This is a genomic window from Phenylobacterium sp. VNQ135 (assembly GCF_049445735.1).
In the GTDB taxonomy this organism is placed as follows: domain Bacteria; phylum Pseudomonadota; class Alphaproteobacteria; order Caulobacterales; family Caulobacteraceae; genus Phenylobacterium.
On the sequence record NZ_JBMSDS010000002.1, the window covers coordinates 189029 to 212718 of the forward strand.

The 23690-nt window shown below is 70.9% G+C and carries 29 protein-coding genes; 14 read left to right on the forward strand and 15 right to left on the reverse strand.

What is annotated here, in order from left to right; genetic code table 11:
* Positions 1-67: 67 nt before the first annotated feature.
* Positions 68-1744 carry an MFS transporter gene (locus ACO2Q0_RS06620; protein WP_423350711.1) on the forward strand — a complete coding sequence of 559 codons (1677 nt, stop codon included), beginning with the start codon at positions 68-70 and terminating at the stop codon, positions 1742-1744.
* Here the strand turns inward: ACO2Q0_RS06620 and ACO2Q0_RS06625 are convergent.
* The 3 genes from ACO2Q0_RS06625 to ACO2Q0_RS06635 are packed head-to-tail and all read right to left on the reverse strand — an operon-like array spanning position 1741 to position 4335.
* Positions 1741-3042 carry a dipeptidase gene (locus ACO2Q0_RS06625; RefSeq protein ID WP_423350712.1) on the reverse strand — a complete coding sequence of 434 codons (1302 nt, stop codon included), beginning with the start codon at positions 3040-3042 and terminating at the stop codon, positions 1741-1743. The two genes, ACO2Q0_RS06620 and ACO2Q0_RS06625, sit on opposite strands and share 4 nt — an antisense overlap.
* A gap of 48 nt (positions 3043-3090) precedes the next feature.
* Positions 3091-3975 (reverse strand): NAD(P)-dependent oxidoreductase, encoded by an 885-nt coding sequence (locus tag ACO2Q0_RS06630; RefSeq protein WP_423350713.1) that lies wholly within the window; start codon positions 3973-3975, stop codon positions 3091-3093.
* Positions 3976-3996: 21 nt separating this feature from the next.
* Positions 3997-4335 carry a c-type cytochrome gene (locus ACO2Q0_RS06635; protein WP_423350714.1) on the reverse strand — a complete coding sequence of 113 codons (339 nt, stop codon included), beginning with the start codon at positions 4333-4335 and terminating at the stop codon, positions 3997-3999.
* 142 nt (positions 4336-4477) lie between these two features.
* Here ACO2Q0_RS06635 and ACO2Q0_RS06640 point away from each other — a divergent pair, with 142 nt between their 5' ends.
* Both ACO2Q0_RS06640 and ACO2Q0_RS06645 read left to right on the forward strand, forming a co-directional pair.
* Positions 4478-4972, forward strand: a complete 495-nt coding sequence (locus tag ACO2Q0_RS06640; RefSeq protein ID WP_423350715.1) for a (2Fe-2S)-binding protein — start codon at positions 4478-4480, stop codon at positions 4970-4972.
* A gap of 14 nt (positions 4973-4986) precedes the next feature.
* Positions 4987-7176: a molybdopterin cofactor-binding domain-containing protein gene (locus tag ACO2Q0_RS06645; RefSeq protein ID WP_423350716.1), complete on the forward strand. Its 2190-nt coding sequence runs from the start codon at positions 4987-4989 to the stop codon at positions 7174-7176.
* A gap of 10 nt (positions 7177-7186) precedes the next feature.
* Here ACO2Q0_RS06645 and ACO2Q0_RS06650 read toward each other — a convergent pair whose 3' ends face one another.
* A complete protein-coding gene (locus ACO2Q0_RS06650) occupies positions 7187-7765 on the reverse strand; it encodes a nucleotidyltransferase family protein (protein WP_423350717.1) in 579 nt (192 codons plus the stop codon).
* A gap of 29 nt (positions 7766-7794) precedes the next feature.
* On the opposite strand from ACO2Q0_RS06650, the gene moaA reads away from it, so the two are divergent.
* The 7 genes from moaA to glp all read left to right on the forward strand — a co-directional run bounded on the left by moaA (position 7795) and on the right by glp (position 12125).
* Positions 7795-8814, forward strand: a complete 1020-nt coding sequence (gene moaA, locus ACO2Q0_RS06655; protein ID WP_423350718.1) for a GTP 3',8-cyclase MoaA — start codon at positions 7795-7797, stop codon at positions 8812-8814.
* 2 nt (positions 8815-8816) lie between these two features.
* The gene (locus ACO2Q0_RS06660; protein WP_423350719.1) at positions 8817-9056 is read left to right on the forward strand and encodes a MoaD/ThiS family protein; all 240 of its coding nucleotides are present in this window, start codon (positions 8817-8819) and stop codon (positions 9054-9056) included.
* Complete coding sequence (locus ACO2Q0_RS06665; RefSeq protein ID WP_423350720.1) at positions 9053-9508, forward strand: molybdenum cofactor biosynthesis protein MoaE; 456 nt, start codon at positions 9053-9055, stop codon at positions 9506-9508. Before ACO2Q0_RS06660 ends, ACO2Q0_RS06665 begins: the two co-directional genes overlap by 4 nt.
* The gene (gene moaB, locus ACO2Q0_RS06670; protein WP_423350721.1) at positions 9505-10050 is read left to right on the forward strand and encodes a molybdenum cofactor biosynthesis protein B; all 546 of its coding nucleotides are present in this window, start codon (positions 9505-9507) and stop codon (positions 10048-10050) included. Before ACO2Q0_RS06665 ends, moaB begins: the two co-directional genes overlap by 4 nt.
* Entirely contained in the window at positions 10047-10517 is a 471-nt protein-coding gene (gene moaC / locus ACO2Q0_RS06675; protein ID WP_423350722.1) for a cyclic pyranopterin monophosphate synthase MoaC, read from the forward strand. The genes moaB and moaC overlap by 4 nt, the downstream gene beginning before the upstream one ends.
* A 62-nt stretch (positions 10518-10579) precedes the next feature.
* The gene (locus tag ACO2Q0_RS06680; protein ID WP_423350723.1) at positions 10580-10933 is read left to right on the forward strand and encodes a GIY-YIG nuclease family protein; all 354 of its coding nucleotides are present in this window, start codon (positions 10580-10582) and stop codon (positions 10931-10933) included.
* 1 nt (position 10934) lies between these two features.
* The gene (gene glp, locus ACO2Q0_RS06685) at positions 10935-12125 is read left to right on the forward strand and encodes a gephyrin-like molybdotransferase Glp (protein WP_423350724.1); all 1191 of its coding nucleotides are present in this window, start codon (positions 10935-10937) and stop codon (positions 12123-12125) included.
* On the opposite strand, the gene ACO2Q0_RS06690 is transcribed toward glp, so the two are convergent.
* Positions 12059-13006: an XdhC family protein gene (locus ACO2Q0_RS06690; protein WP_423350725.1), complete on the reverse strand. Its 948-nt coding sequence runs from the start codon at positions 13004-13006 to the stop codon at positions 12059-12061. The genes glp and ACO2Q0_RS06690 overlap by 67 nt on opposite strands.
* A 154-nt stretch (positions 13007-13160) precedes the next feature.
* On the opposite strand from ACO2Q0_RS06690, the gene ACO2Q0_RS06695 reads away from it, so the two are divergent.
* Together ACO2Q0_RS06695 and ACO2Q0_RS06700 are read left to right on the forward strand one after the other, a co-directional pair.
* Positions 13161-14024, forward strand: coding sequence for a bifunctional regulator KidO (locus ACO2Q0_RS06695; RefSeq protein WP_423351571.1), 864 nt, complete (start codon positions 13161-13163; stop codon positions 14022-14024).
* Between the two features lie 52 nt (positions 14025-14076).
* Positions 14077-15453 (forward strand): M28 family metallopeptidase, encoded by a 1377-nt coding sequence (locus ACO2Q0_RS06700; protein WP_423350726.1) that lies wholly within the window; start codon positions 14077-14079, stop codon positions 15451-15453.
* Between the two features lie 3 nt (positions 15454-15456).
* Here ACO2Q0_RS06700 and ACO2Q0_RS06705 read toward each other — a convergent pair whose 3' ends face one another.
* The 4 genes from ACO2Q0_RS06705 to ACO2Q0_RS06720 form a co-directional block, all read right to left on the reverse strand.
* On the reverse strand, positions 15457-16317 hold the full coding sequence (locus tag ACO2Q0_RS06705; protein ID WP_423350727.1) for a dienelactone hydrolase family protein: 861 nt from the start codon (positions 16315-16317) through the stop codon (positions 15457-15459).
* 134 nt (positions 16318-16451) lie between these two features.
* Positions 16452-17564: an alanine dehydrogenase gene (gene ald, locus ACO2Q0_RS06710; RefSeq protein WP_423350728.1), complete on the reverse strand. Its 1113-nt coding sequence runs from the start codon at positions 17562-17564 to the stop codon at positions 16452-16454.
* Between the two features lie 87 nt (positions 17565-17651).
* Positions 17652-17966, reverse strand: a complete 315-nt coding sequence (locus ACO2Q0_RS06715) for a hypothetical protein (RefSeq protein WP_423350729.1) — start codon at positions 17964-17966, stop codon at positions 17652-17654.
* A gap of 114 nt (positions 17967-18080) precedes the next feature.
* Complete coding sequence (locus tag ACO2Q0_RS06720; protein WP_423350730.1) at positions 18081-18521, reverse strand: biopolymer transporter ExbD; 441 nt, start codon at positions 18519-18521, stop codon at positions 18081-18083.
* A gap of 135 nt (positions 18522-18656) precedes the next feature.
* Between ACO2Q0_RS06720 and ACO2Q0_RS06725 the strand changes: the two genes are divergently transcribed.
* Positions 18657-19631 (forward strand): WD40 repeat domain-containing protein, encoded by a 975-nt coding sequence (locus ACO2Q0_RS06725; RefSeq protein WP_423350731.1) that lies wholly within the window; start codon positions 18657-18659, stop codon positions 19629-19631.
* On the opposite strand, the gene ACO2Q0_RS06730 is transcribed toward ACO2Q0_RS06725, so the two are convergent.
* A complete protein-coding gene (locus ACO2Q0_RS06730) occupies positions 19628-20287 on the reverse strand; it encodes a nitroreductase (protein WP_423350732.1) in 660 nt (219 codons plus the stop codon). The genes ACO2Q0_RS06725 and ACO2Q0_RS06730 overlap by 4 nt on opposite strands.
* Before the next feature lie 127 nt (positions 20288-20414).
* Between ACO2Q0_RS06730 and mtgA the strand changes: the two genes are divergently transcribed.
* Complete coding sequence (gene mtgA / locus ACO2Q0_RS06735; protein WP_423351572.1) at positions 20415-21083, forward strand: monofunctional biosynthetic peptidoglycan transglycosylase; 669 nt, start codon at positions 20415-20417, stop codon at positions 21081-21083.
* 4 nt (positions 21084-21087) lie between these two features.
* Here the strand turns inward: mtgA and ACO2Q0_RS06740 are convergent, their stop codons facing one another.
* The 5 genes from ACO2Q0_RS06740 to ACO2Q0_RS06760 form a co-directional block, all read right to left on the reverse strand.
* On the reverse strand, positions 21088-21237 hold the full coding sequence (locus tag ACO2Q0_RS06740; RefSeq protein WP_423350733.1) for a hypothetical protein: 150 nt from the start codon (positions 21235-21237) through the stop codon (positions 21088-21090).
* A 200-nt stretch (positions 21238-21437) separates the two neighbouring features.
* Positions 21438-21803: a glycine zipper 2TM domain-containing protein gene (locus tag ACO2Q0_RS06745; protein WP_423350734.1), complete on the reverse strand. Its 366-nt coding sequence runs from the start codon at positions 21801-21803 to the stop codon at positions 21438-21440.
* A gap of 252 nt (positions 21804-22055) precedes the next feature.
* Positions 22056-22481 (reverse strand): OsmC family protein, encoded by a 426-nt coding sequence (locus tag ACO2Q0_RS06750; protein WP_423350735.1) that lies wholly within the window; start codon positions 22479-22481, stop codon positions 22056-22058.
* A gap of 57 nt (positions 22482-22538) precedes the next feature.
* Positions 22539-22727: a hypothetical protein gene (locus ACO2Q0_RS06755; protein ID WP_423350736.1), complete on the reverse strand. Its 189-nt coding sequence runs from the start codon at positions 22725-22727 to the stop codon at positions 22539-22541.
* Between the two features lie 36 nt (positions 22728-22763).
* On the reverse strand, positions 22764-23669 hold the full coding sequence (locus tag ACO2Q0_RS06760) for an EamA family transporter (RefSeq protein WP_423350737.1): 906 nt from the start codon (positions 23667-23669) through the stop codon (positions 22764-22766).
* Positions 23670-23690: the final 21 nt, after the last annotated feature.

A 23690-nucleotide genomic window follows, 5' to 3' on the forward strand; every position in this document is an offset into this window, starting at 1 on the left:
GCCTTCCCCCGCTTCGCGAAGCGGTGTTAGAGCAGGCGAAACAACGCCCTCGGGGGAGGATCAGCGCATGGCGGACGTCGCCGCAGACCGGGCCGACGCGCCGGAGAACGAAACGTCTCTGAGGACGGTGGTCGCGGCGTCCGCGGCCGGCACCGCCTTCGAGTGGTACGACTTCTTCGTCTTCGGGAGCCTGGCGGGCGTCATCAGCCGGGTGTTCTTCGCAGGCCTGCCGGAGACGGCCGGCCTGGCCGCGGCCCTCGCGCTGTTCGGCGCGGGCTTCCTGTTCCGGCCGCTGGGCGCGCTGGTGTTCGGCCGCATCGGCGACCGCGCCGGCCGCAAGGGCGCCTTCCTGATGACGGTGCTGCTGATGGGCGGCGCCACATTCGCCATCGGCTTGCTGCCTTCCTATCAGCAGGCGGGCCTCCTCGGACCGGCCCTGCTCATCCTGATGCGGATCATCCAGGGCTTCGCGCTGGGCGGCGAATACGGCGGCGCCGCCATCTACGTGGCCGAGCACGCGCCGGCCGACAAGCGCGGCTGGGCGACGAGCTGGGTCCAGACCTCGGCGGCCCTGGGCCTGGCCGGCGCCCTGCTGGTGATCCTGGCGACCCGGCTGGTGCTGGACGAGTTCGTCGGCGCCGAGGCGTTCGACGCCTGGGGCTGGCGGATCCCGTTCCTGTTCTCGGCCGGCCTGCTGGGGATCTCGATCTGGATGCGGCTGAAGCTGTCGGAAAGCCCGGCCTTCGCCAAGCTCAAGGCCGAGGGCCAGCAATCGAAGGCGCCGTTCAAGGAAGCCTTCGGCCAGTGGGGCAACCTGAAGCTCGTGCTGCTGGCCCTGTTCGCCTTCATGTGTGCGCAGGGGGCGGTCTGGTACACGGCCTTCTTCTACGTCCAGACCTTCATGGAGCGGTTCCTGAAGGCGCCGCCCGAGACCATCAGCGCCCTGATGCTCTCGGCCACCGCGGTGAGCGCCGTGGCCTACGTCTTCTTCGGCTGGCTGTCGGACCGGATCGGCCGCAAGGCCGTGATGCTGTTCGGCATGACCTTGATGCTGGTCGCCTACTTCCCCGGCTTCCACATGCTGGCCAAGACCCTGAACCCGGCCCTGGCCGAGGCCGAGGCGCGCACCCCGGTGGTGGTGATCGCCGATCCCGCCGACTGCTCGCTGCAGTTCGACCCGGTGGGCAAGGCGCACTTCACCTCGTCCTGCGACATCGCCAAGGGGGTGCTGGCCAACGCCGGGGTCTCGTACCGCAACGAGGCGGGCGCGCCGCGCCAGCGGGCCATGGTGCGCGTGGGCCTGGCGACCATCACCTCGGCCGACGCCCGCGGCCTGCCCGCCGACGCCGCGAAGGCCGTGAAGGCCAGCGTCGAGGGCCGCATCAAGCAAGGCCTGGCGCGCGCGGGCTATCCCGAGAAGGCCGATCCCGCCCGGATGAACTTCGCCGGGGCGTTCGCCGTGATGCTGGTGTTCGTGATCGCCGCGGCCGCGCTCTACGGGCCGATGGCGGCGGCGCTGGTGGAAATGTTCCCGACCAGGGTCCGGTACACGGCGCTGTCGCTACCGTACCACGTGGGCACCGGCTGGGTCGGCGGCTTCGTGCCGTTCTCGGCCTTCGCCATCGTGACGGCGGTCGGCAACATCTACTCCGGCCTGTGGTTCCCGGTCGTGTTCACCGCCATCTCGGTCGCCACCTGCCTGCTCTTGATGCGCGAGACCAAGGGCCGCGACCTGGACTTCTAGGAGGCGGGGCGGTCCAGCTCGGCGATCGTCGCGTTCGAAGCCGGCCGCTCGACCTGGAGGCGCTTCGAGACGGCTTCGGCTTCGCGCATGACGCGGAGCACGTTGCCGCCGGCCAGCCCCGCGAGCTCGGCGTCCGTCCAGCCGCGACGCGCCATTTCGGCCAGCAGCGCCGGGAACTTGCCCACGTCGTCGAGCCCCGCCGGCGCCGAGCCGATGCCGTCGAAGTCGGAACCGATGCCCACGCAGTCCTTCCCGCAGACCTTGGCGATGTGTTCGACGTGGTCGGCGATCATGGCGAGCGTGACCGGCGGCTGCGGATGGGCCTTCTCCCAGGCCTCCAGCGCGGCCTTCGCCTTCTCGGGCTGGCCGATGAAGTTGCCAGCGTAGGGCGGCGCGTTGTTGCGGGTCGCCTCTGCGGCGCGGTCCGACGCCCAGCGCGCGGACGCGTCGGACGCATAGCCCGGCGCGAAGTTGGCCATCACGACCCCGCGGTTCCGCTTCACCAGCGCCAGCACCTCGTCCGAGACGTTGCGCGGGTGGTCGGCGACCGCCCTCGATCCCGAGTGGGAGAAGATCACCGGCGCCTGGGTGACCCGCAGGGCGTCCTTCATGGCGTCTTCCGAGACGTGGCTGAGGTCGACCAGCATGCCCAGCCAGTTCATCTCGCGGACCACCGCCTCGCCGAAGGGCGTGAGGCCGCCGTGCTTCGGATTGTCGGTGGCGCTGTCGGCCCATGGGATGGTCGAGGAATGGGTCAGCGTCATGTAGCGCGCGCCGGCGGCGTGCATCTGGCGCAGCACCGGCAGCGAACCGTTGATCTGATGGCCGCCTTCGACGCCGACGAGAGAGGCGACCTTGCCGGCCTTGTGGATGCGGACGATGTCGTCGGCCGTGTAGGCCATCTCGAACGCCTGCGGCCAGCGCTGGGCCATCTGGCGCACGATATCGATCTGCTCCAGCGTGACCTGCACCGCCTCCGGTCCGGTGATGGTGGCGGGGATCCACACCGACCAGAACTGGCCGCCGACGCGGCCGGCCTTCAGGCGCGGGATGTCGGTCATCAGCGGCGGATCGGCCGGGGCGTGCGGCAGGACGGTGGTGTCCTTCGACAGGTCGACCTTCTCCACCTTGCTCGCGAAACGCTCCCGGATGGCCCAGGGCAGGTCGTTGTGGCCGTCGATGAGGGGCGTCCTGGCCAGCACGCGGTCGACGCGGGCGGCGATCCTGGGATCGGTCTGGGCGTGGGCGCCGGTGGCGACGAGGGCCGCGAGCGCGACCGAGCAGAACAGCCTCTTCATGCGCAAGGCTTGGCAAGCGCGGCCGCGGCGGTCAACGCCGCGCGTGGATCAGCCGGCGATCGGCAGGACCTGGGTCTCGGTCCCGTCAGCTTCCAGTGCGGCTTGTTCGGTCCGCCAGGTCGAGCCTGTGACGAGGCGGGCGACCCGGCGGCCCTCGCGGGCGAGGTCGGCCAGGGCGTCGGTCCGAAGGCCGGAGCGCCGCTCGGCGTCGCGGCGGGCGAGCGCCAGGACGTCGGCGTGGGCCCCCTCGTCGCAGACCAGCACGTCGGCGGCGGCGAGCGCGCGGGCGGCGCGGAGGGTGAGCAGGTCGGCGGGACCGCGCGCGTCGATGTACTGCACCGCGGCGGGCAGAGGCGCGTCCTGCGCCAGCCCCTGGCGTAGCAGGTCGCGGGCGCGGTCCATGTCCCCGGCGATCGCGGCCTCCGCCGCGGGCCCGGTGAGCGCGCCGCGCAGGAAAGCGCGGCGGCGATGCGGCTCGGGCAGCGCCTGGCGCACCTCGTCCTGCATCTGTCGGAACAGGGCCGCGACCCGGCCGGCGCCCTCGGGCACGCGGGTTTCCAGCTCGTGGCGCAGCAGGGTGGCCAGCATGGGCGAGGCGCCGCCGGTGCCGATGGCGGCCACCACCTCGCCGCGATCGATCACCGCCGGCGTGGTGAAGTCGCAGAGCGCCGGACGGTCGACGACGTTGACCGGAACGCCGGCGGCGCGCGCGGCCTCGGCGGCCTGGCGCGCGAAGTGGTCGTCCTCGGCGGCCACAAAGGCCAGGGTGGCCGCGGCATAGGCGCGATGGTCCAGCGCCTCCTCAGCCGAGAGGCGCACGACCGTGGCGGGCGAGCCTTCGAACAGGCGCGCCTTCGCGTCGGCCGCCTCGCCCTCCCCCGCGATCACCACCGTGCGGCCGGCGAGCGGGAAGAAGGCGGGAAAGGCGTCCATGCGCCGGAGCCTACTGCGCGGCTACTTCAGGGTCTTGAGGAAAGCGACGATCGCCTGCCGGTTCTCGTCCGAGGGGACCGAGATCATCATCTTCGTGCCGGGCGCGAACTGGGCGGGCGCCTTCAGGAAGGCGTCGAGGTTGGCGTCGGTCCAGGTTCCGCCCTTGGCCTTCAGGCCCGGCGAGTAGGCGAAGCCGTCCTTCGATGCGATCTTGGCGCCGGCTACGCCCGTCAGGCTCGGGCCCATCGGACCGCCCGCGTGGCACATCTTGCACTGCATGTTGAACAGCTGCTGGCCGTCGGCGGCGAAGGCCGGAGCGGCGGCGAGCGAGAGCGCCAGGGCGGCGGCGACGCGGATCATGAACTCTCCCCAGGTTCTTGAACGGGCAATTCGTAAGAGCGGTACGCTTTAGCGGGCCTTCGTGCGCAAGGCCATCACCGGCTTTCCCAGACCGCCGCAGCACAGCTACTATGCCAGATGACGTGTCGTGGGAGGACGTGGAATGGCTTCGACGCTCGATGTGAACGGACGCGTCTTGAACGTCAACGCGGGCCCGGACACGCCCCTACTCTGGGTGCTCCGGGATGAACTGGGGCTGACCGGCACGAAGTACGGTTGCGGCATCGCCCAGTGCGGCGCCTGCACGGTGCTGGCCGACGGGCAGCCGATCCGGTCCTGTTCGGCGCCGGTCTCGGCGTTCTCGGGCGTGAAGATCACCACCATCGAGGGGCTCGGCGGCGCGCATCCGCTGCAGCAGGCCTGGGTGAAGCACGACGTGCCCCAGTGCGGCTACTGCCAGTCGGGCCAGATCATGGGCGCGGCCGCCCTGCTGGCCCAGAACCCCAAGCCGGACGATGCGGCGATCGACGCGGCGATGGACGGCCACATCTGCCGCTGCGGCGCCTACCAGCGGATCCGCGCAGCCATCAAGGACGCCGCAGGCATGCCGGTCGTCGCGGGCGCGCCCGTGCCGGCGGTTCCGGCGCCGAAGTCCTGAGGAGGAGAGCCCCGATGAACAAGCCGCTCTTCCCCAAGGCCGTCACCCGCCGCGACGCGCTGGTCGTCGGCGCAACGCTGACCGGCGGCGCCCTGCTGGTCGGCTGCTCGCCCGCCGACATGCTGAGCGTCGGCGCCAAGAAGGACTTCGGCGCCTTCGGCCCCTTCATCCGCATCGCCGCGGACGGGACCGTCACCGTCGTCTCCAAGCACATCGAGTTCGGCCAGGGGAACCACGCGGGCCTGGCGGCGATCGTCGCCGAAGAGCTGGACGCCGACTGGGCCAAGGTGCGCGTCGAGCAGGCGCCGGCCATCGCCAACGTCTATGGCAACGCCGGGATGGGCGGCACCCAAGGGACCGGCGGCTCGTCGGCGATCTCGAATTCCTGGGAGCAGCTCCGCAGGGCGGGCGCCTCGGCGCGGGCGATGTTCGTCCAGGCCGCCGCCGGCAAGTGGAACGTCCCAGCCGGCGAGGTGCGGGTGCAGAACGGGCTCGTCAGCCACGCCTCGGGCAAGCAGGCCCACTTCGGCGAACTGCTGGAGGACGCGGCCAAGGTGAAGCCGCCGGCCGAGGTGACGCTGAAGGACCCGAAGACCTTCACCCTCATCGGCACCGACCGGGTGCGCCGCAAGGACTCGGTCGCCAAGAGCACGGGGACGGCGCGCTACACCCAGGACGTCCGGCTGCCGAACATGCTGGTCGCCATGGTGGCGCATCCGCCGAAATTCGGGGCCAAGGTGAAATCCTTCGACGCCGCGGCGGCGAAGAAGGTCCCGGGCGTCGTCGCAGTCCATCAGATCCCGACCGGCGTGGCGGTGGTGGCCAACGACACCTGGGCCGCGCGGCAGGGCCGCGACGCCCTGCAGGTGACCTGGGACGAGTCGGCGGCGGAAACGCGGAGCTCGGCGGCGATCCTCGCCAGCTTCAAGGACCTCGCCGCGGGCAAGGCGCAGCCGGCCGAGGGCGCCAAGTGGCAGGGCTTCGACTCGAAGGGCGACGCCGCGCGCGCGGCGGGCGGGACGGCGGCCGTCGAGGTCGCCTACGACTTCCCGTACCTGGCGCACGCGACCATGGAGCCGATGAACTGCGTGGCCGTCGTGAAGGGCAACTCCGCCCGGCTGGTGTTCGGTTCGCAGACCCAGACGCTGGACCAGCTCAACACGGCGAAGATCGTCGGCAACCTGCCGGGCGCGATCCAGATCGAGACGCTGCCGGCCGGCGGCTCGTTCGGGCGCCGCGCCAACTTCCAATCGGACTACGTGGCCGAGTGCGTGCAGATCGCCAAGAAGGTGGGCGGCGGCCGGCCGGTGAAGCTGGTCTGGACCCGCGAGGACGACATGCGGGCGGGCTACTACCGGCCGCTGGTGCATCACACCGTCCGCGTGACCACCGACGCGGACGGATTCCCGGCCACTTGGCGGCACCGGATCGTCACCCAGTCGATCATGAAGGGCGCGCCTCCGGGGATGCCGGGCGGCGACATCGACTTCACGGCCGTCGAAGGCGCCATGGGCTCGCCGTACCTGAAGGCGACGCCCGTCGTGGACGCCCAACTGCTGACGCCCGACGCCGGCGTTCCGGTGCTGTGGTGGCGCAGCGTCGGCGCGACGCACACCGCCTACGTCATGGAGCACACCATCGACCAGCTGGCCCGCAAGGCCGGCAAGGACCCCGTCGAGTACCGCCGGGCGCTCTACGTGAAGGCCGGCGCCAACCGGCACCTCGCCGTGCTGAACACCGCCGCCGAGAAGGCCGGCTGGACCACGCCCGCGCCGGCGGGTTGGACGCGCGGCGTGGCGGTCCACGAGAGCTTCGGCTCGGTGGTGGCCCAGATCGCCGAGGTGCAGCTGGAGAACGGCGCGCCGAAGGTGGGTCGGGTGGTCACCGCCATCGACTGCGGCATCGTCATCTCGCCCGACCAGATCGCCGCCCAGATGGAGGGCGGCACGTGCTATGGCCTTTCCGGCGCGATGTTCGGCGAGATCACGCTGACCGACGGCGCGGTCGACCAGGCCAATTTCGACACCTACCGCGTGCTGCGCAATTCCGAGGCGCCGACGGTGGAGACCTACATCGTGCCGTCGACCAATCCGCCCAGCGGCGTTGGCGAGCCCGGGACGCCGGTGATCGGCCCTGCCGTGGCCAACGCCCTGCTCGCCATCAACGGCCAGCCGGTGCTGAGCCAGCCGTTCGTGAAGGCTTAGGCGTGAAGGCCTAGGCGGTCTCCACGTCGCGGCGGTGGTCCACGTCGAAGAGGACGCCGTCGTCCGGCGCCTCGACCAGGGCCACGGCTTCGCCCAGGGCATCCAGGATGCGGCGGGCGCCGACGTCGCCGCGGAGGTCCAGCACCTGCGGGAACAGCGCCCGGGCCAGGACCACGGGATTGCCGCGCTGGCCGTCGAACACGGGAGCCGCCGCCGGCGCCCCGGCCGCCACCGCCTCGCACAGCGGCTTCAGCACCTCGTGCGGCACGCGCGGCATGTCGCCCAGGAAGACCATGCAGGCCTCGGTGTCGGCGGGCAGGCCCGCGATGGCGGCGCGCAGGGAGGCGGCCATGCCCTCCTCCCAATCGTGGGCGTCGACGATCTGGACGCTGGGGTCGTAGGCGATGGCCGCCTCGGCGACCTGGGAGCCGTCGGCCCCGGTGACCACCGTGACCCGGCGGACGGGCGCGGCGAAAGCGGCCGCCAGCGCGCCATGCAGCAGGACGCCTTTCCCGTAGGCCGTCAGCAGCTTGCCGCCGCCAAAACGCGAGCCCGACCCCGCCGCGAGAACAACCGCCTCTGTCGCCACGCCGTCTTCGCCTCTATCTTGGGTCCCACATGACGCTCACCGATCCAGGATCGCCGCAAGGGGCGCTCGTCGACGGCTTCGGCCGGACGGTGACCTATCTGCGCCTGTCGGTGACCGATCGCTGCGACCTGCGTTGCGTCTACTGCATGGCCGAGCACATGACCTTCCTGCCGAAGGCCGAGGTGCTGACCCTTGAGGAGCTGGACCGCATCGCCTCGGCCTTCGTGACGCTGGGCGTGCGGAAGCTGCGCCTCACGGGCGGCGAGCCGCTGGTGCGCAAGGGCGTCATGGGGCTGATCGAGGGGCTGTCGCGGCACCTGGCGAGCGGCGCGCTTTCGGAGCTGACCCTGACCACCAACGGCGCCCGGCTCGTGGAGTTCGCCGACCGGCTGGCGGCGGCCGGGGTGAAGCGGATCAACGTCTCGCTCGACACCCTGAAGCCGGAGCTGTTCCGGACGCTCACCCGCGGCGGCAACCTGACAAAGGTGCTGGACGGAATTTCGGCGGCCCAGGCCGCGGGCCTGTCGGTGAAGATCAACGCCGTGGCGCTGAAGCAGGACAACGCCGAGGAGCTGCCCGGCCTGATCGCCTGGGCGCACGGCAAGGGCTGCGACATCACCCTGATCGAAACCATGCCGCTGGGCGAGGTGGAGGCCGACCGCACCGACCAGTTCCTGTCGCTCAAGGACGTGCGGCGCGAGCTGGAGAGCTTCTGGAGCCTGGAAGACATCGGCCTGAACACCGGCGGGCCGGCGCGCTACGTGCGCGTCGCCGAGACCGGCGGGCGCCTCGGCTTCATCACCCCGCTCAGCCACAATTTCTGCGAGGCCTGCAATCGGGTGCGGCTGACCTGTACAGGTACGCTCCACACCTGCCTGGGCCAGGAGGATAGCGCCGACCTGCGGGCCGTGCTGCGGGGCGGCGCCTCCGACGCCGACCTGATCGAGGCGATCCGCAACGCCGTCGACGCCAAGCCCAAGGGGCACGACTTCGACGTGGCCCGCGCCCAGCCGGCGGTGGCGCGGCACATGTCCACCACGGGCGGCTGAGCATGGCCCGCGTGCTGCTGTTCGGTCCGTTGCGCGACCTCGCCGGCTGGCGGGAGCGGACCATCGACGCCGGCTCGCTGTCGGGCCTGAAGGCGCTGATCGCCGCCGAGGACGCGACGTTGGCCGAGGCGCTGGACGGACCGGGCGTGCAGGTGGCGCTGGACCAGGCGCTGGTGCGCGGCGACCGGGCGCTGGGTCCCGCCAGCGAGGTGGCCTTTCTGCCGCCGATGAGCGGCGGATGATCACCCTCACCGACCAACCGTTCGATCCCGGCGATCTCCTGACCGCCTTCACGCGGGGACGCACGGAGACGGGCGCGGTGGCGACGTTCACCGGCCTCGCCCGCGCCGAGAAGGGCTCGACGGCGATCCTCGAGCTCGAGGCCTATCCGGGCTTCACCGAGGCGCAGATCGGGGCGCTGGCCGACCAGGCGCGCGAACGTTTCGCCCTCGACGACCTGATGATCCTGCACCGCGTGGGCCGGATCGCGCCGGGCGAGCCGATCGTCTTCGTCGCCACGGCGGCCGCGCATCGGCGCGCGGCGTTCGAGGCCTGCGACTTCCTGATGGACTACTTGAAGTCCAAGGCGCCCTTCTGGAAGAAGGAGCACGGCCCCGGCGGCGCCCGCTGGATCGAGCCGACGGACGCCGACCACGCCGATCGGGCGCGCTGGGATGAGGAGACCCCGTCATGAACGCTTTCACCCCCGGCGGCCGCATCGACGAGAGCAAGCCGATCAAGCCGGTGAAGGTCGCGGTGCTGACCATCTCCGACACCCGCGACGAGGAGAGCGACACGTCCGGCCACCTGCTGGCCGAGCGGGTGAAGGCCGCAGGACACGAGCTGGCGGGAAAGGGCATCGTGCCCGACGACGTCGAGGCGATCCGCCGCCAGGTGCTGGCCTGGGTCGAGCAGGGCGTCGAAGCCATCGTCACCACCGGCGGCACCGGGATCACCGGCCGCGACGTGACGCCCGAGGCCATCCGCCCGCTGTTCGACAAGGAGATCGACGGCTTCAGCGTGATCTTCCACCTCGTCAGCTACCAGTCGGTGGGCCTGTCGACCCTGCAGAGCCGGGCGTTGGCCGGCATCGTGAAGGGCTGCTTCGTCTTCTGCCTGCCGGGCTCGAACGGCGCGGTGAAGGATGGCTGGGACAAGGTGATCTCGGCCCAGCTCGACAGCCGCCACGGCCCCTGCAACATGGTCGAGCTGATGCCGCGCCTCATGGAAGCATGAGCAAGCTCACGCATCTCGACGAGACGGGCCGCGCCCGCATGGTCGACGTCTCGGACAAGGCGGTGACGACCCGGGAGGCGGCGGCCGAGGGCTTCCTGCGCATGGCGCCCGAGACCCTTGCCCTGGCGCTGTCCGGCGAGGGCCGGAAGGGCGATGTGCGCGCGGTGGCTGAGATCGCCGGCGTCATGGCGGCGAAGAAGACCTCCGACCTGATCCCGATGTGCCACCCCCTGCCGATCAGCAAGGTGGAGGTGCGGGTCGAGCCCGGCGACGGCGGGCTCTCGGTGAGCGCGCGGGTGAAGACCACCGGCCAGACGGGCGTCGAGATGGAGGCGCTGACCGCCGCCTCGGTGGCGCTGCTGACGCTCTACGACATGCTGAAGGCCGCCGAGAAGGGCATGGTCATCGAGGCCGTGCGCCTGGTCAGCAAGACCGGCGGCAAGAGCGGGGACTGGCGGGCCCCCTAGACTGTCATCCCGGAAAGCGCGAAGCGCTTGTCCGGGACCCATAAGCGCCCGATGGTGGCGGAGTGACCTATTGGGTCTACATCCTCGCGAGCAAGGGATTCGGCACGCTCTATGTGGGTGTGACGAACGATCTTGCGCGTCGTGTGGGAGAGCATAAGGCCAAGCAGATCCCTGGTTTCACGCTGAGGTACGGTGTGGACCGGCTTGTGTTTTATCGCGGCTTCGGAGACGTCCACGCTGCGATCCACTTCGAGAAACAACTGAAGCGATGGCGACGAGAGTGGAAGATCCGGCTCATCGAGGAGGACAATCCGCACTGGGAGGATTTGTATCTTCAGATGATGCGCCTTCCTCCCCTCGATCCGGCGCTTATGGGTCCCGGTCTTCCGCTTCGCGGAAACCGGGATGACACCTGAAATGAAGCTGCTTCCCGTCGAGGCGGCGCGGGCGCGGATGCTGGCTGAGGTTCCCGCGGCCGCCGCCGAGACGGTGAGCGTCGCCCAGGCCTGCGGCCGGGTGCTGGCGGAAGACGTCGCGGCGGTGCGCGACCAGCCGCCGTTCCATGCCTCGGCGATGGACGGCTATGCGGTGCGGAGCGCCGATGCGCCGGGCCTTCTGCGCGTGGTGGGCGAGAGCGCCGCCGGGCGCGGCTACGATGGAAGGCTGGCGGCGGGCGAGGCCGTACGGATCTTCACCGGGGCGGCAGTTCCGGCCGGCGCGGACGCCGTCGTCATCCAGGAGGACGCGGGACGTGACGGCGAGCGCGTGACCGTGCCGGAGGTCGAGGCGGGCAAACACATCCGGCGAGCGGGCGGCGACTTCCAGGCCGGTCAGGCCTTGCTGGCGGCCGGCGCACCGCTGGACCCTTGGCGCATTTCGCTCGCCGCCGCCGCCGGCCGCGCCGAGCTGGCCGTGGCGCGCCGGCCGCCCGTGGCGCTGTTCTCCACCGGCGAGGAGATCGTCGAGGCGCCCGCAGCGCCCGGTCCCTTCCAGATCTACGATTCCGGCACGCCCGCGCTCGCAGCGATGATCGCCGGCTGGGGCGGCGCGGTGAGCCGCGCGCGGCCCGTCCGCGACGATCTCGAGGCGACCGTGGAGGCCTTGCGCAAGGCAGACGGCGAGCTGATCGTCACCGTCGGCGGCGCGTCCGTCGGCGACCACGACCTGGTGCGGAAGGCGGGCGCCGCCCTGGGCCTGGAGCTGCGCGTCGCCAGCGTCAACGTCCGTCCGGGCAAGCCCACCTTCTTCGGCAGGTTGGCCGATGGCCGGCTGATGCTGGGCCTGCCGGGCAATCCCGCCTCGGCCTTCGTCTGCGCCGAGATGTTCCTGCGGCCGATCCTGGCGAAGTGGCAGGGCGCGCCGGTCGAGCCGCCGACGATCCCGGCACGCTTGGAACAGGACCTGCCGCCCAACGGCTCACGCGAGCACTGGATGCGGGCGAAGCTGTCGTTCGCCGGCGGCGGCGTGACTGTCCGGCCGTTCCCCGACCAGGACTCTTCCCTGGTGACCGTCTTCGCCGCCGCCGACGCCCTGCTGCGGCGTCAGGCCGACGCGCCGGCCGCCTCGGCGGGCGAGGTGGTCGAGGTGCTGCCGCTGTCGCGCGCATAGCGCAGGGCGGTGATCTCGCCGATCACCGAGACGGCGACCTCGAACGGCGCCTTGCCCCCGATGTCGAGGCCGATAGGGGCGTGCAGGCGCGCGATGGCGGCCTCGGCCATGCCCTGGGCGCGCAGCTCCTCCAGCCGGCCGGCCAGGCGCCGCCGCGCGCCGAGCAGCCCGACGTAGGCCGCCGTCGACGGCAGGGCCGCGCGCAGCGCCTCCCGGTCGGTTTCGAGATCGTGGGTGGCGACGGCGACGTGGGTCCAGGGGTCCAGGCCGACAGCCGCCAGCGCCTCGGCGGGCGCCTCTCGCCGGTAGGCGACGCCGACGATCGGCGGCGGGGCGGCAGGGCCCTTGGGCCGCACGAGGGTGGTCTCGAAGCCGGAACGGACGCCCAGCTCGGCGATGGCCAATGCCGTGGGATCGCCGCCGACCACCACCAGGCGGGGCGTGGGGTCGTAGGCGCGCTCGACCACCGCCTCCATCCACGGCGAGACCTCGGCGGCGCACACCCGCGCATAGCCGTCGCTCACGTAGGCGACCGGCCGGCGCTCGGCCCAGGCGGCCAGCATCTCGGCGACCGCATTGTCGTCGGCGGCGATCCGCTCGAGGAAGATCTCGATCCGGGCGCCGCACAGCAGCCGGATATCGGGCCAGGGACTGCCCTCGCCATAGACCAGGGTGCGCGGCTCCCCGTCGGCGAGACAGGCGGCGGCATGGCCCGCGACGTCGCCTTCCACGCAGCCGCCCGAGAAGTAGCCGCTGACGAGGTCGGCCGCGAAGACCATCTGCGTGCCCGCCGGCCGCGGCCCGCCGCCTTCCACCGCCGTCAGCGTCGCCAGCACGCAGGCCTCGCCCGCCGCGCGGACAGCCTGGAGGGCCGGGCGCATGTCGTCGGCGAGACCGAAGATCGGCCAGTCAGGTAACGCTGAGATATGCGGCGGAATCACGCTTTAAGACTCACGAAAGGTCTCGGTCACGGCTTCTTAGGCCTTCCAGGTGAAGATGACGGCCCAAGAGGACTACACCAAGCCTTCGCATCCCATGACCTCCTTGCTCAACAAGCTCGGGCTCGGCTCCGGGCAATTCGGGCTCGACCAGCCGGCCCTCCGTGGCCGGCCCCGTGAGGCCGAAGCCCGCGATATCCTGTCGATCGCCGCCCGATCGGGCCTGGGCGTGCTGGAGATCGGCCGTCACGGCCATGCGGGCGAAGGTCTCCTGGGCCAGGCGCTGCCGCGCCCGTGCCCCTTCCGCCTCACCGTCACGACGGTCCGCCCCGACCGCGGGCCCGACCTCGTTGAAGCCGAGGTCCGCGCACAGCTCGCCCGCATGGGCGTCGAGCGGGTGGACGCGCTGCTGGCGCCGTCGGCCACCGACCTGTTTTCTCCGCTCGGGCCCCAGCTCTGGGACCGGCTGCGCAAGCTGAAGGACGAGGGCCTCTGCGCCCGCATCGGCGTCTCGGTCTATGCCTCGGACGATCCGGTGGGGCTCGCCAAGCGCTTCAAGCCTGACATCGTGCAGGCGCCGGCCTCGCTGCTGGACCAGCGGCTGCTGATCGACGGCACGCTCTCGGAACTCGCGGGCATGGGCGTCGAGGTGCACCTGCGCTCGATCTTCCTGAACGGCGTGCTGTTCCTGCCGCCGGACCGGGCGCCCAGCCACCTGAAGGCCGCCGCCGGCCGCATCAGCCGGGCGCGGCGCCTGATCGCCGAGGGCCGGTCCGACCCGCTGCAGGCGGCCCTGGGCTTCGCGCTCTCCCGCCCTGAGGCCTCCGCCGTGCTGGTGGGCGTCAGCTCGGCCGCCGAGATGAGCGCCGTCGTGGCCGCCGCCATGAGCCCGCCGCCCGACCTCGACTGGGACGAGATGGCCCTGGACGATCCCGAGGCCCTGGCCTGGGCCGCGGCCTAGGCTGCCTCACACGCCATTGCGCGGCCGCCGCCGGGCGGGCAATGCTCGGCGCATGCGCACCCTCGCCCTCGCGACGGCCCTGAGCCTCGCCGCCGCTCCGTTCGCCGTCGCCCAGACGGTTCCCGGCGACAAGCCGCTGCTGCGGGAACTCGCCGGCCAGGTGCAGCCCGCGCGCCAGCGGGCCGACATCGCCAGGATGGTCGGCTTCGGCACGCGGCACACGCTGTCGGACACCAGGAGCGACAAGCGCGGGATCGGCGCGGCCCGGCGTTGGGTGGCCAGCGAGTTCGAGCGCATCTCCGCCGACTGCGGCGGCAAGCTGACGGTCGCGACGCCGTCGCAGACCTTCACCAACAATCGCGTGCCGACGCCCACCGAGGTCATGGACGTCCTGGCGATCAAGAAGGGCACGAGCGACCCCGAGCGCGTGATCGTCATCTCCGGACACCTGGATTCCCGGGTCACCGACGTGATGAACGCCAAGGACGACGCGCCGGGCGCGAACGACGACGCCTCCGGCGTGGCCGCGGTGATCGAAGCCTCCCGCCTGCTCTGCAAGCACGACTTCCCTGCGACGCTGGTCTTCGCCGCCCTGTCGGGCGAGGAACAGGGCCTGCTGGGCGGCAAGGTGCTGGCCGACTATGCGGTGAGCCAGGGCTGGCGGGTCGAGGCGAACCTCAACAACGACATCGTCGGCAATTCCGAAGGCATCGGCGGCGTGCGCGACAACGCCCACGTCCGGGTGTTCTCCGAGGGCACCCGCACGACCGAGAGCGCCGAGGAGGCCAACCGCCGGCGCTACAACGGCGGCGAGGTCGACAGTCCCTCGCGCAACCTCGCCCGCTTCATGGATCGGGTCGCCGACGAGTACCTGACGAATTTCGACGTGGTCATGGTCTATCGCACCGACCGCTTCGGCCGCGGCGGGGACCAGGTGGAGATGCTGCGCGCAGGATTTCCGGCGGTGCGCGTCACGGAGGCCCAGGAGCACTATCACCGCCAGCACCAGGACCTGCGCACCGAGAAGGGCGTGAAGTACGGCGACACGATCGACGGCGTCGACTTCGACTACCTGGCCCAGGTGACACGGCTGAACGTCCTGACGATGGCCTCGCTGGCCATGGCGCCCGCCCCGCCGACGGGCGTGGAGATCTCAGGCCAGGTGAGCCCCGACACGACGGTGAAGTGGAAGCCATCGGCTGACGCGGCGGCCTATCGCGTCTGGTGGCGCGGGACGACCGAGCCGCAGTGGCGCTATGCCCGGCCCGCAGGACCCGAGGGCTCCGTGACGCTGAAGGGCGTCAACATCGACGACTGGTTCTTCGGGGTCAGCGCCGTTTCGAAGGACGGCTGGGAAAGCCCCGTGGTGTTCCCGGGCGCCGCCGGCACGTTCGAGCGGCGACCCCCGGAAACGAAACCGCAGGGCTGAGGCCTAGCCGAGAGCCTTCTTGTAGAGCCGGGTCAGCTCGGCCCAGGCGCGCTCGGCCTCGGCCTGGTTGTAGACCTGGCTGCCGGGCACGGTCCAACCGTGGTCGCCCTGGTAGACCTCGACCGTCGCCGGGCGCTTGGCTTCCGCGAAGGCCTTCTTGAGGATCTCCTTCGACTCCGGATCGCGGGCGTCGTCGTTTTTGGCGACGGCCACAAGGTAGGATGCCCTGGTCTTGGGGATCAGCAGGTGCGGGCTGGCCGCATCCTTGGTGGTGAGGCCGCCGCCGTGGAAGCTGGCCACCGCGCCGATGCGGCCCGGGACCGCGCCGGCCGTCTGGAACGATAGCGGCCCGCCCATGCAGTAGCCCTGCACGCCAACGGGCTTCTTCTTGTTGACCTGCGGCTGGGCGTCGAGGAAGGCGACATAGGCCTTGGCGTCCTCGAACGGGTTCTCGCCCTCGATCAGGGCCGCGCGGTAGCCCATCAGCGCCTTGCGGCCCTCAGGATCGCCGAAGTTCAGCTTCTGGGTCTCGGCCTGCTTGGCCGAGCGGTAGAAGGGGTTCACCACGAGGACGGCGTAGCCCTGGGCCGCGAGCCGCCGGCCCATGTCGCGAAAGACCGGCCGCAGGCCGCCGATGTCGGGCCACACCAGCACGCCGGGCCAGGGGCCCTTGCCGGCGGGATGGAAGAACGCTGCCTCGGACTCGCCGTCCGGCGTCTTCACCACGACGTCCTTCTCGGTGACGTTCGCCTGAGCCTGGGCCTCGGCGGCGGTCAGCGCCACGGCGGCGACGCCCAGCGCGCCCAGGCCCACCGTGCGGCGCGAAACCGGCTCCGCCCACGGATTGATGTCTTCGTCGCACATGGCGCGTCCTCCCTCTTCGTTCGGCCCGAAAGCGTGGGCGCGATTGTTGCGGCGTTATTTCGGGAAGGGGAACAAAGAAAAAGGCGCCGGCTCGCGGGGCCGGCGCCTTCGTCATCGGATGGGGCGGCTGCGGGTCAGCCCCAGACGCCGTAGGCGTCCTTGAACGGCTTGTTCAGCGCCTCGGCCACGGCCGGATGGGTGATCTCGCCCTTCAGCACGTTCAGGCCCTTGGCCAGGTGGCGGTTGGTCTTCAGCGCATCCAGCCCCTGGTCGGCCAGCTTCAGGCCGAAGGGCAGGGTCGCGTGGCCCAGCGCCTCGGAGGAGGTGCGCGGCGCGGCGCCCGGCATATTGGCGACGCAGTAGTGGACCACGCCGTCGACGGTGTAGGTCGGGTTCTTGTGGGTGGTGGGCTTCGAGGTCTCGAAGCAGCCGCCCTGGTCGATGGAGACGTCCACCAGCACCGCGCCCGGCTTCATCTTCGACAGGTGCTCGCGGCGCACCAGCTTGGGCGCGGCGGCGCCCGGCGTCAGCACGGCGCCGATCACCACGTCGGCCTTCAGGATCTCCTCCTCGACGGAGTCATAGGTCGAGTAGCGGGTGATCACCCTGCCGGCGAAGATGTCGTCGATGTAGCGCATGCGCGGGATCGACCGCTCCATGATCACCACCTCGGCGCCCAGGCCCGCCGCCATCACCGCGGCGTTGGCGCCGACGACGCCGCCGCCCAGGATGCAGACACGCGCCGGCGGCACGCCGGGCACGCCCGAGATCAAGAGGCCCATGCCGCCGTTGTGCTTCAGCAGGGTCTCGCCCGCCGAGAAGACGGCGATGCGCCCGGCGACTTCCGACATCGGCGCCAGCAGCGGCAGGCCGCCGGCGTCGTCGGTGACGGTCTCGTAGGCGATGGCCGCGCAGCCCGAGGCCAGCAGCCCTTCCGTCTGCGCCGGATCGGGCGCCAGGTGCAGGTAGGTGAAGAGGATGTGCTTGTCGGTGAGGCGGGCCCATTCGACGGCCTGCGGCTCCTTCACCTTCACGATCATCTCGGCGCCGGCGAACACCGCCTCGGCGTCGGGGACGATCTTCGCGCCGGCCCGCACATAGGCCTCGTCGGCGTAGCCCGCGCCGCCGCCGGCGCCCTGCTCGACCAGGACTTCGTGGCCGTGGGCGACATACTCGCGGACCGCCGCGGGGGTCAGACCCACACGATATTCGTCCGGCTTGATCTCACGAGGCACGCCAACGCGCATGAGGCCCTCCATCGGGGTGCGATATTGCGGAGAGCGCGTGGTTTGGGGGGAGACTGTACCGGAGTCAACCGGAGTTCTCCGGGAGCCTCATCGCTTGCCCGGATGATCCTCGGCTTCGTCATCCCGTGGGCGGGCGTCCCAGACCGAAGGGCCTTCCGGCGCCACGGCGACGTCCTGGACCGGCTGGCCCTTGGATGCGCCCTGGCCTTCCACGGTGGCCATCTGCGGCGGCAACGGCCCCTCGGGCCGCTTGAGGTGCTGGGCCTTCAGGTCGCCGTCGTCGCGCCGTTCGAAGTGGATCTCTTCGCGACGGTCGCCCGTGGCGATGCGCTCGTCGCTGTCGCGCATGCCGTCGCCGATCGGCACGCCGTGCTGGATGTTCTGTTCGGATGGGTTCGCCATGGCCTCGCCTCCTCGTCCGACAATCGGCGACGACGGAGGCGGTTCCGGCCTGCGGATACGAAAAAGCCCGCCGCGGTTTCCCGGGCGGGCTCGTCCGTAGCTTGTGCGAAGGGCCTAGAGCTCTTCGTTGATCAGGGCGACCTGGTAGAAGCCGTTGCCCTGCAGGTCGTTCATCACCGACATGAAGTCGCCGTAGCGGACGTCGCGGTCGGCGCGGATGTACACGCGCTGCTCGGTCGGCGGCGTCGCCGGATCGTCCACCTGCAGGCGGGCGGTCAGGTCGCCGGCCAGACGCTCGAGTTGGGTGGGCTGGTCGCCGATGAAGAGGCCGCCGCGCTGGATGTTGATCAGCGTGGGCTCCTTCACCACCGTGCCGGGCGGCGGCGGGATGGCCGGCGGCAGGTCGAGCTTGATCGACACCGTGGCGGCCGGGATCGACACCATGAAGATGATGAGGAGCACGAGCATCACGTCCACGAAGGGCGTGACGTTCATGTCCGCGTTCTGGCCAAGGCCGAACTTGCCGCCCTTGCCGCCGCCAATCTTTGCAGCCATTCGTCCTGGATCCTTCCCTCAGGCGCACCAACGTCGCGCGCCCGTTCGTCGGGACCATTGGCAAGCCGAAAACGACTTGTAAAGCGTCAACGCGTGCGCCTTGCGGCCGGAGAGGCCCCGATCTAGGGGGAAGCCATGAATTTCAGCTTCGACGCCTATGTAACCGCCGCGCTTTTCGACGGTTCGGGGAACGCCGGATTCGCACTGGGCGACGGGACGGTGCGGTTCGCCGAGGGGCCGACCGTGGAGGCGCACGACGGCGCCAGCCTCGCGGCGGCGGTCCAGCCGGGCGGTTCGGGCCTTGTCTCCGGCGGCGACGACGGCCGGCTCGTGTGGGCCAGGCCGGATGGGTCGACCGAAGTTCTCGCCGAACTGAAGGGCAAGTGGATCGAGACGGTCGCCACGAGCCGGGAGTCGGGCCTCATCGCCTTCGGCGCCGGGCGCGAGCTGCACGTGCGCGACGCGAAGGACGCGGGCTTCCAGCGGACCTTCGCCCACGAAAAGACCGTCGCCCACGCGGCGTTCGATCCCAAGGGCCGCCGGCTGGCGGTGGCGAGCTATGGCGGCGCGTTCCTCTGGTATGCGCGCATCGCCGACCAGAAGCCGGTGACCCTGAAGTGGGCCGGCAGCCACGTGGCGGTGATCTGGAGCCCCGACGGGAAGTTCCTGATCAGCGCCATGCAGGAGAACCAGCTGCACGGCTGGCGGGTGGCGGACGAGAAGAACATGCGCATGGGCGGCTATCCCGCCAAGCCGAGAAGCCTGGCCTTCCTGTCCAAGGGCAGCCTGCTCGCCACCTCCGGCGCCAACGGCGTGGTCATCTGGCCGTTCTCCGGCCCGGCCGGCCCGATGGGCAAGGAGGCGGCCGAGGTCGGCTATGACGAGAGCACGACGGTGACCCAGGTGGCCGCGGCGCCGGCGACGAGCTGGCTGGCGGCGGGAACCGAGGACGGCCGCGTCTGGGCCTGCGACCTGACCGGGCAGAAACTCATCCCGCTGAAGGCCGAGAAGGGCGTGCAGATCACCGCCCTCGCCATCACGCCGGACGGTAAGCGCGTGGCCTGGGGCGACGAGGACGGGAACGCCGGCGTCGCCGAGGTGGCCGGCTAGAAGCCCTTCAGCTCGGCCCAGGCGTCGAACGGGTCGCGGGCGGCCTTCAGGGTGTTGATCGGGTGGTCGGCCTCGCGCCAGCCCAACGCCATCCCTGAGAACAGCATGTGGTCTTCGGGCAGGTCGAGGACCTTGGCCACGGTCTGCGGATACCGGGCCCAGTACTCCTGGGCGCAGGTGTCGAGGCCGCGCTCGACCGCCAGCAGCATCACGGTCTGCATGTACATGCCGACGTCGGCCCACTGGGGCGGCCCCAGCTTGCGGTCCAGGCAGAAGAAGAGGCCGACCGGCGCGCCGAAGAACTCGCCGTTCTTGGCGAGCTGGCGCAGGCGCGCGGGCTTGTCTTCCCGCGGGATGCCGATGGTGGCGTAGAGATCCTCGCCGTTCTGGAAGCGGCGCGTGCGGAACGGGTCCCAGAGGTTCGGCGGATAGACGTCGTACTCCGGCGGCTCGCCCAGCGGGTTGGAGCGGACCTCGGCCTTGAGCGCCTCCAGCGGGGCGCCGGTCAGGGCGTAGACCCGCCAGGGCTGCAGGTTGCCGCCGGACGGCGCCTTGGCCGCCAGCTCCAGGATCTCCCGCACCGTTCCGGCCGGCACCGGATCGGGCCGGAAGGCGCGGACGGACATGCGGGCGGCGACCGCCTCGGTGACGTTCATCTTGCGGCAACCATGATTTCGGACGTTCCCTTCTGCGGGACCTAGCATCCGGTCCCAGGGTCAACACAAGCCGGTTGGGACAGGCGTGGCGAAGCGGGGCAAGGGCAGCGGCTGGTTCCGCAAGCTGATGACGGGCCTGGTGATCGCCGGGCTGATCGTCTTCTGGATTGGGCCGGTGCTCACGGTCGCCGTCTATCGCTTCGTGCCCGTGCCGCTGACCTATCTGATGGTCCAGCGGGTGTTCGAGGGCCAGGGCGTCGAGCGCAAGTGGGTCCCTCTGGAAGACATGTCGCCGAACCTGGTGCGGGCGGTGATGGCCGGCGAGGACGCACGCTTCTGCGAGCACTTCGGGTTCGACTTCAACGCGATCCGCCGGGCGATGGTCTACAACGAGAGCGGCAGGCGGATTCGCGGCGGCTCCACCATCAGCCAGCAGACGGCCAAGAACGTCTTCCTGTGGCCCAAGCGGGACTGGGTGCGGAAGGGCCTGGAGACCTACTTCACTGTCCTGATCGAGATCGGCTGGGGGAAGCGGCGGATCATGGAGGTCTATCTGAACTCCATCGAGTGGGGTCCCGGCGTCTATGGCGCGGAGGCGGCGGCGCAGAAGAACTTCGGCGTCTCGGCCAAGGACCTGACCGCGGCGCAGGCGGCGCGACTGGCGGCGATCGTTCCCAAGCCCCTGTCCTGGAAGGCGGCCAAGCCCGGGCCGTACATCAAGCGCCGCTCGGGCAGCATCCGCCGCAACGCCGCCGCCGTGCGCGGCCAGGGCCTGGCGGCCTGCGTCCTGGATTAGGCGGCTAGTCCCCGCCTTCCTCTTCCAGCGCCTGCAGCTTGGCCCGTTCGGCCGCGAGCAGGGCTTCGAGCCGCTGCCGGTCCTCAGGCGCCACGGCGGATTCCAGCAGATCCTCGAAGTGCTGGATATTCTGACTGATGACGAACTTCTGCATCCGCAGCGATCCGCGAGCTTGAAGAGCTGATGGCCACGACGACGGCCACGTCTTCGATAGCACGGGACTCGCCTGGGGCGCGAATCTTAGAGTCGTAAGCGTTAGGGTTACTTGGTCTCACCCCGCGGAAGCCGGGGGGCGGCGCGACGGCGTCCGATCTCTACTTAACGCTGATCAGTCGTCGCGCCGCCTGATGTCGGCTAGCGGTAATAGCCGTAGTAGTTGCTGCGGGCCGGGGCGTAGTAGCGGCTGTCGTAACGGCCGTAGCGGTCATAGCGGTCGTAGCGGTTGTAGTTCGAGTAGCGCGGGGCCGCGCGGTAGCCGTAGCGGCGATGGTTCTTGTCCTTCGCGGTGGCCGCGCCGAGCGCCGCACCCGCCGCCGCGCCGACCAGGGCGCCGGTGGTGTCGTCACGGGACACGGCCGCGCCGGCCACGCCGCCGATCAAGGCCCCGATGATGGCCCGTTCGGTCTTCTCGCCCGCGGCGGCCGTGCCGGCCGGCAGCGCGATCGAACCCGCGACCAGGGCGGCGACAGCGATCTTCGTCTTCTTGCCTTGGATGTTCATGGGTAGCTCCTTGTTCGTTGGAGCCAGTTCTAACGGGGGCCGACTGAACCCACCCTGAAACGCGCTGTTCAGGTTCCGGTCATCTCGCCAGCCGCCCGACACACGTTGCGGACGCCAAAAAAGAAAGCCCCGCGGGCCGGGGACGCCTGCGGGGCAGATGGGCTAGCGATACTCTCCCTGGCGCAGGGAGATCTTACACAAGCTTCAGCGTGCCGGCCTCGGATCGGTTCCCGCTCCGGGGCAAACAGCGCCTCAGGTTTCGAGGGCCGCGTCCAGGGTGATCTCGGCGTTCAGGACCCTCGAGACCGGGCAATTCTGCTCCGCCTCGCGGGCAAGCTCCTGGAACTTGGCCTCCTCCAGGCCCGGGACCTTGGCGCGCAGGGTCAGCGCCGATTTCGAGATCTTGAAGCCCGCGCCGTCCTGATCCAGCGACACGGCCGCCTCGGTGCGGAGCTCGTCCGGCGTGAACCCGGCCCGCTGCAGGCCGAACGCCAGGGCCATGGTGAAGCAGCCCGCGTGCGCGGCCGCGATCAATTCTTCGGGGTTCGTGCCCGGGTCGCCCTCGAAGCGGGTCTTGAAGCTGTAGGGCGTTTCGGACAGCACGCCGGACCCGGAGGTCAGCGCGCCCGTTCCATCGCGGCCCGTGCCGCGCCACGCCGCGTTCGCCTTGCGGATCATTCGAAGAGCTCCTGGTCTGCAACCGGCGCCGTCCGCGCCGACGCCGGATATAGGGGCTCAGCCCGCGCGGCGCTCTTCGAGGGTCCAGCTCCGCGGTTCGGCGGCGATGGCCTGCATGCGTTCGGCCAGCGCGCGGTAGCCTTCGGCGAGATCGAGGCAGCGCAGACGGCCGGACAGGCTCTGCGCCCGGGCCGCGAGAGCTTCGGCTTCGGCGGCGTGCTTGAGGTAGGTTTCAGCCCTGGTCATGGCCATCGAACGAGCTTGGCCGCGTCCCGGTTCCGCTCAGGTCTGCGGCGGCTCGCCGACGTCCCCGGCCGGAGGCTTCGCCTGGCTGGACCAGGCGGCGCAGGCCGCAGCGCCGACGACCAGCGCCACGCCGGCGATCTGCGCGAGGCTCAGGCGCTCGTGCAGCAGGACGAGGCCGGACAGCACGCCGAACGCGGGCTCCAGGCTGGTGAACACTGCGAAGGTGCGGGCCGGCATCCGCGGCATGGCGAAGAATTCGAGCGCGAACGGCACGGCGGTGGACATCAGCGCCACCCCCAGCGCGTACGGGAGGATGGCCGGATCGAAGAGCGCGACCCCGGCGTGGGCGAACCCCACCGGCAGGACGGCGACGGCGGCGATGGCCACCGAGAGGCTCGCCGCCGCTACGCCGTAGTTCCCGCTGACGCCGCGCCCGATCAGGATGTAGGCCGCCCAGCAAGCGCCCGCGCACAGGCCCCAGCCGACGCCCACGGGATCCAGCGGCGCGCCGCCGAAGAGGCCCGTTCCCACCAGCAGCCAGACCCCGGCCGCGGCCATGGCCGCCCAGACGAGGTCGCCGGCCTTGCGCGAGCCGAAGATCGCCACGCCCAGCGGCCCCAGGAACTGCAGCGAGATGGCGACGCCCAGCGGCAGGCTCTCCATCGCCAGGTAGAAGAAGAGGATCACGCCGGCCACCGAGAGGCCCAGGCCGACCAGCGGCAGGGCGGACTTGCGCCCCGGCCACGCCCGCCACGGCCGCCCCACCGCCAGCAGCATCAGCGCGCCCAGCGAGATACGCAGCGCCGCCGCACCCTGGGGACCGACGGCGGGGAAGAGGCCCTTGGCGAGGGCGGCGCCCACCTGGAACGCGCACATCGCCAGCGTCACCGCCGCCAACGGCAGGATCACGCCCGACGGCCAGGCCGGATTGCGGTTCGTCACTTGGCTGCCTCCCTCGAGCGC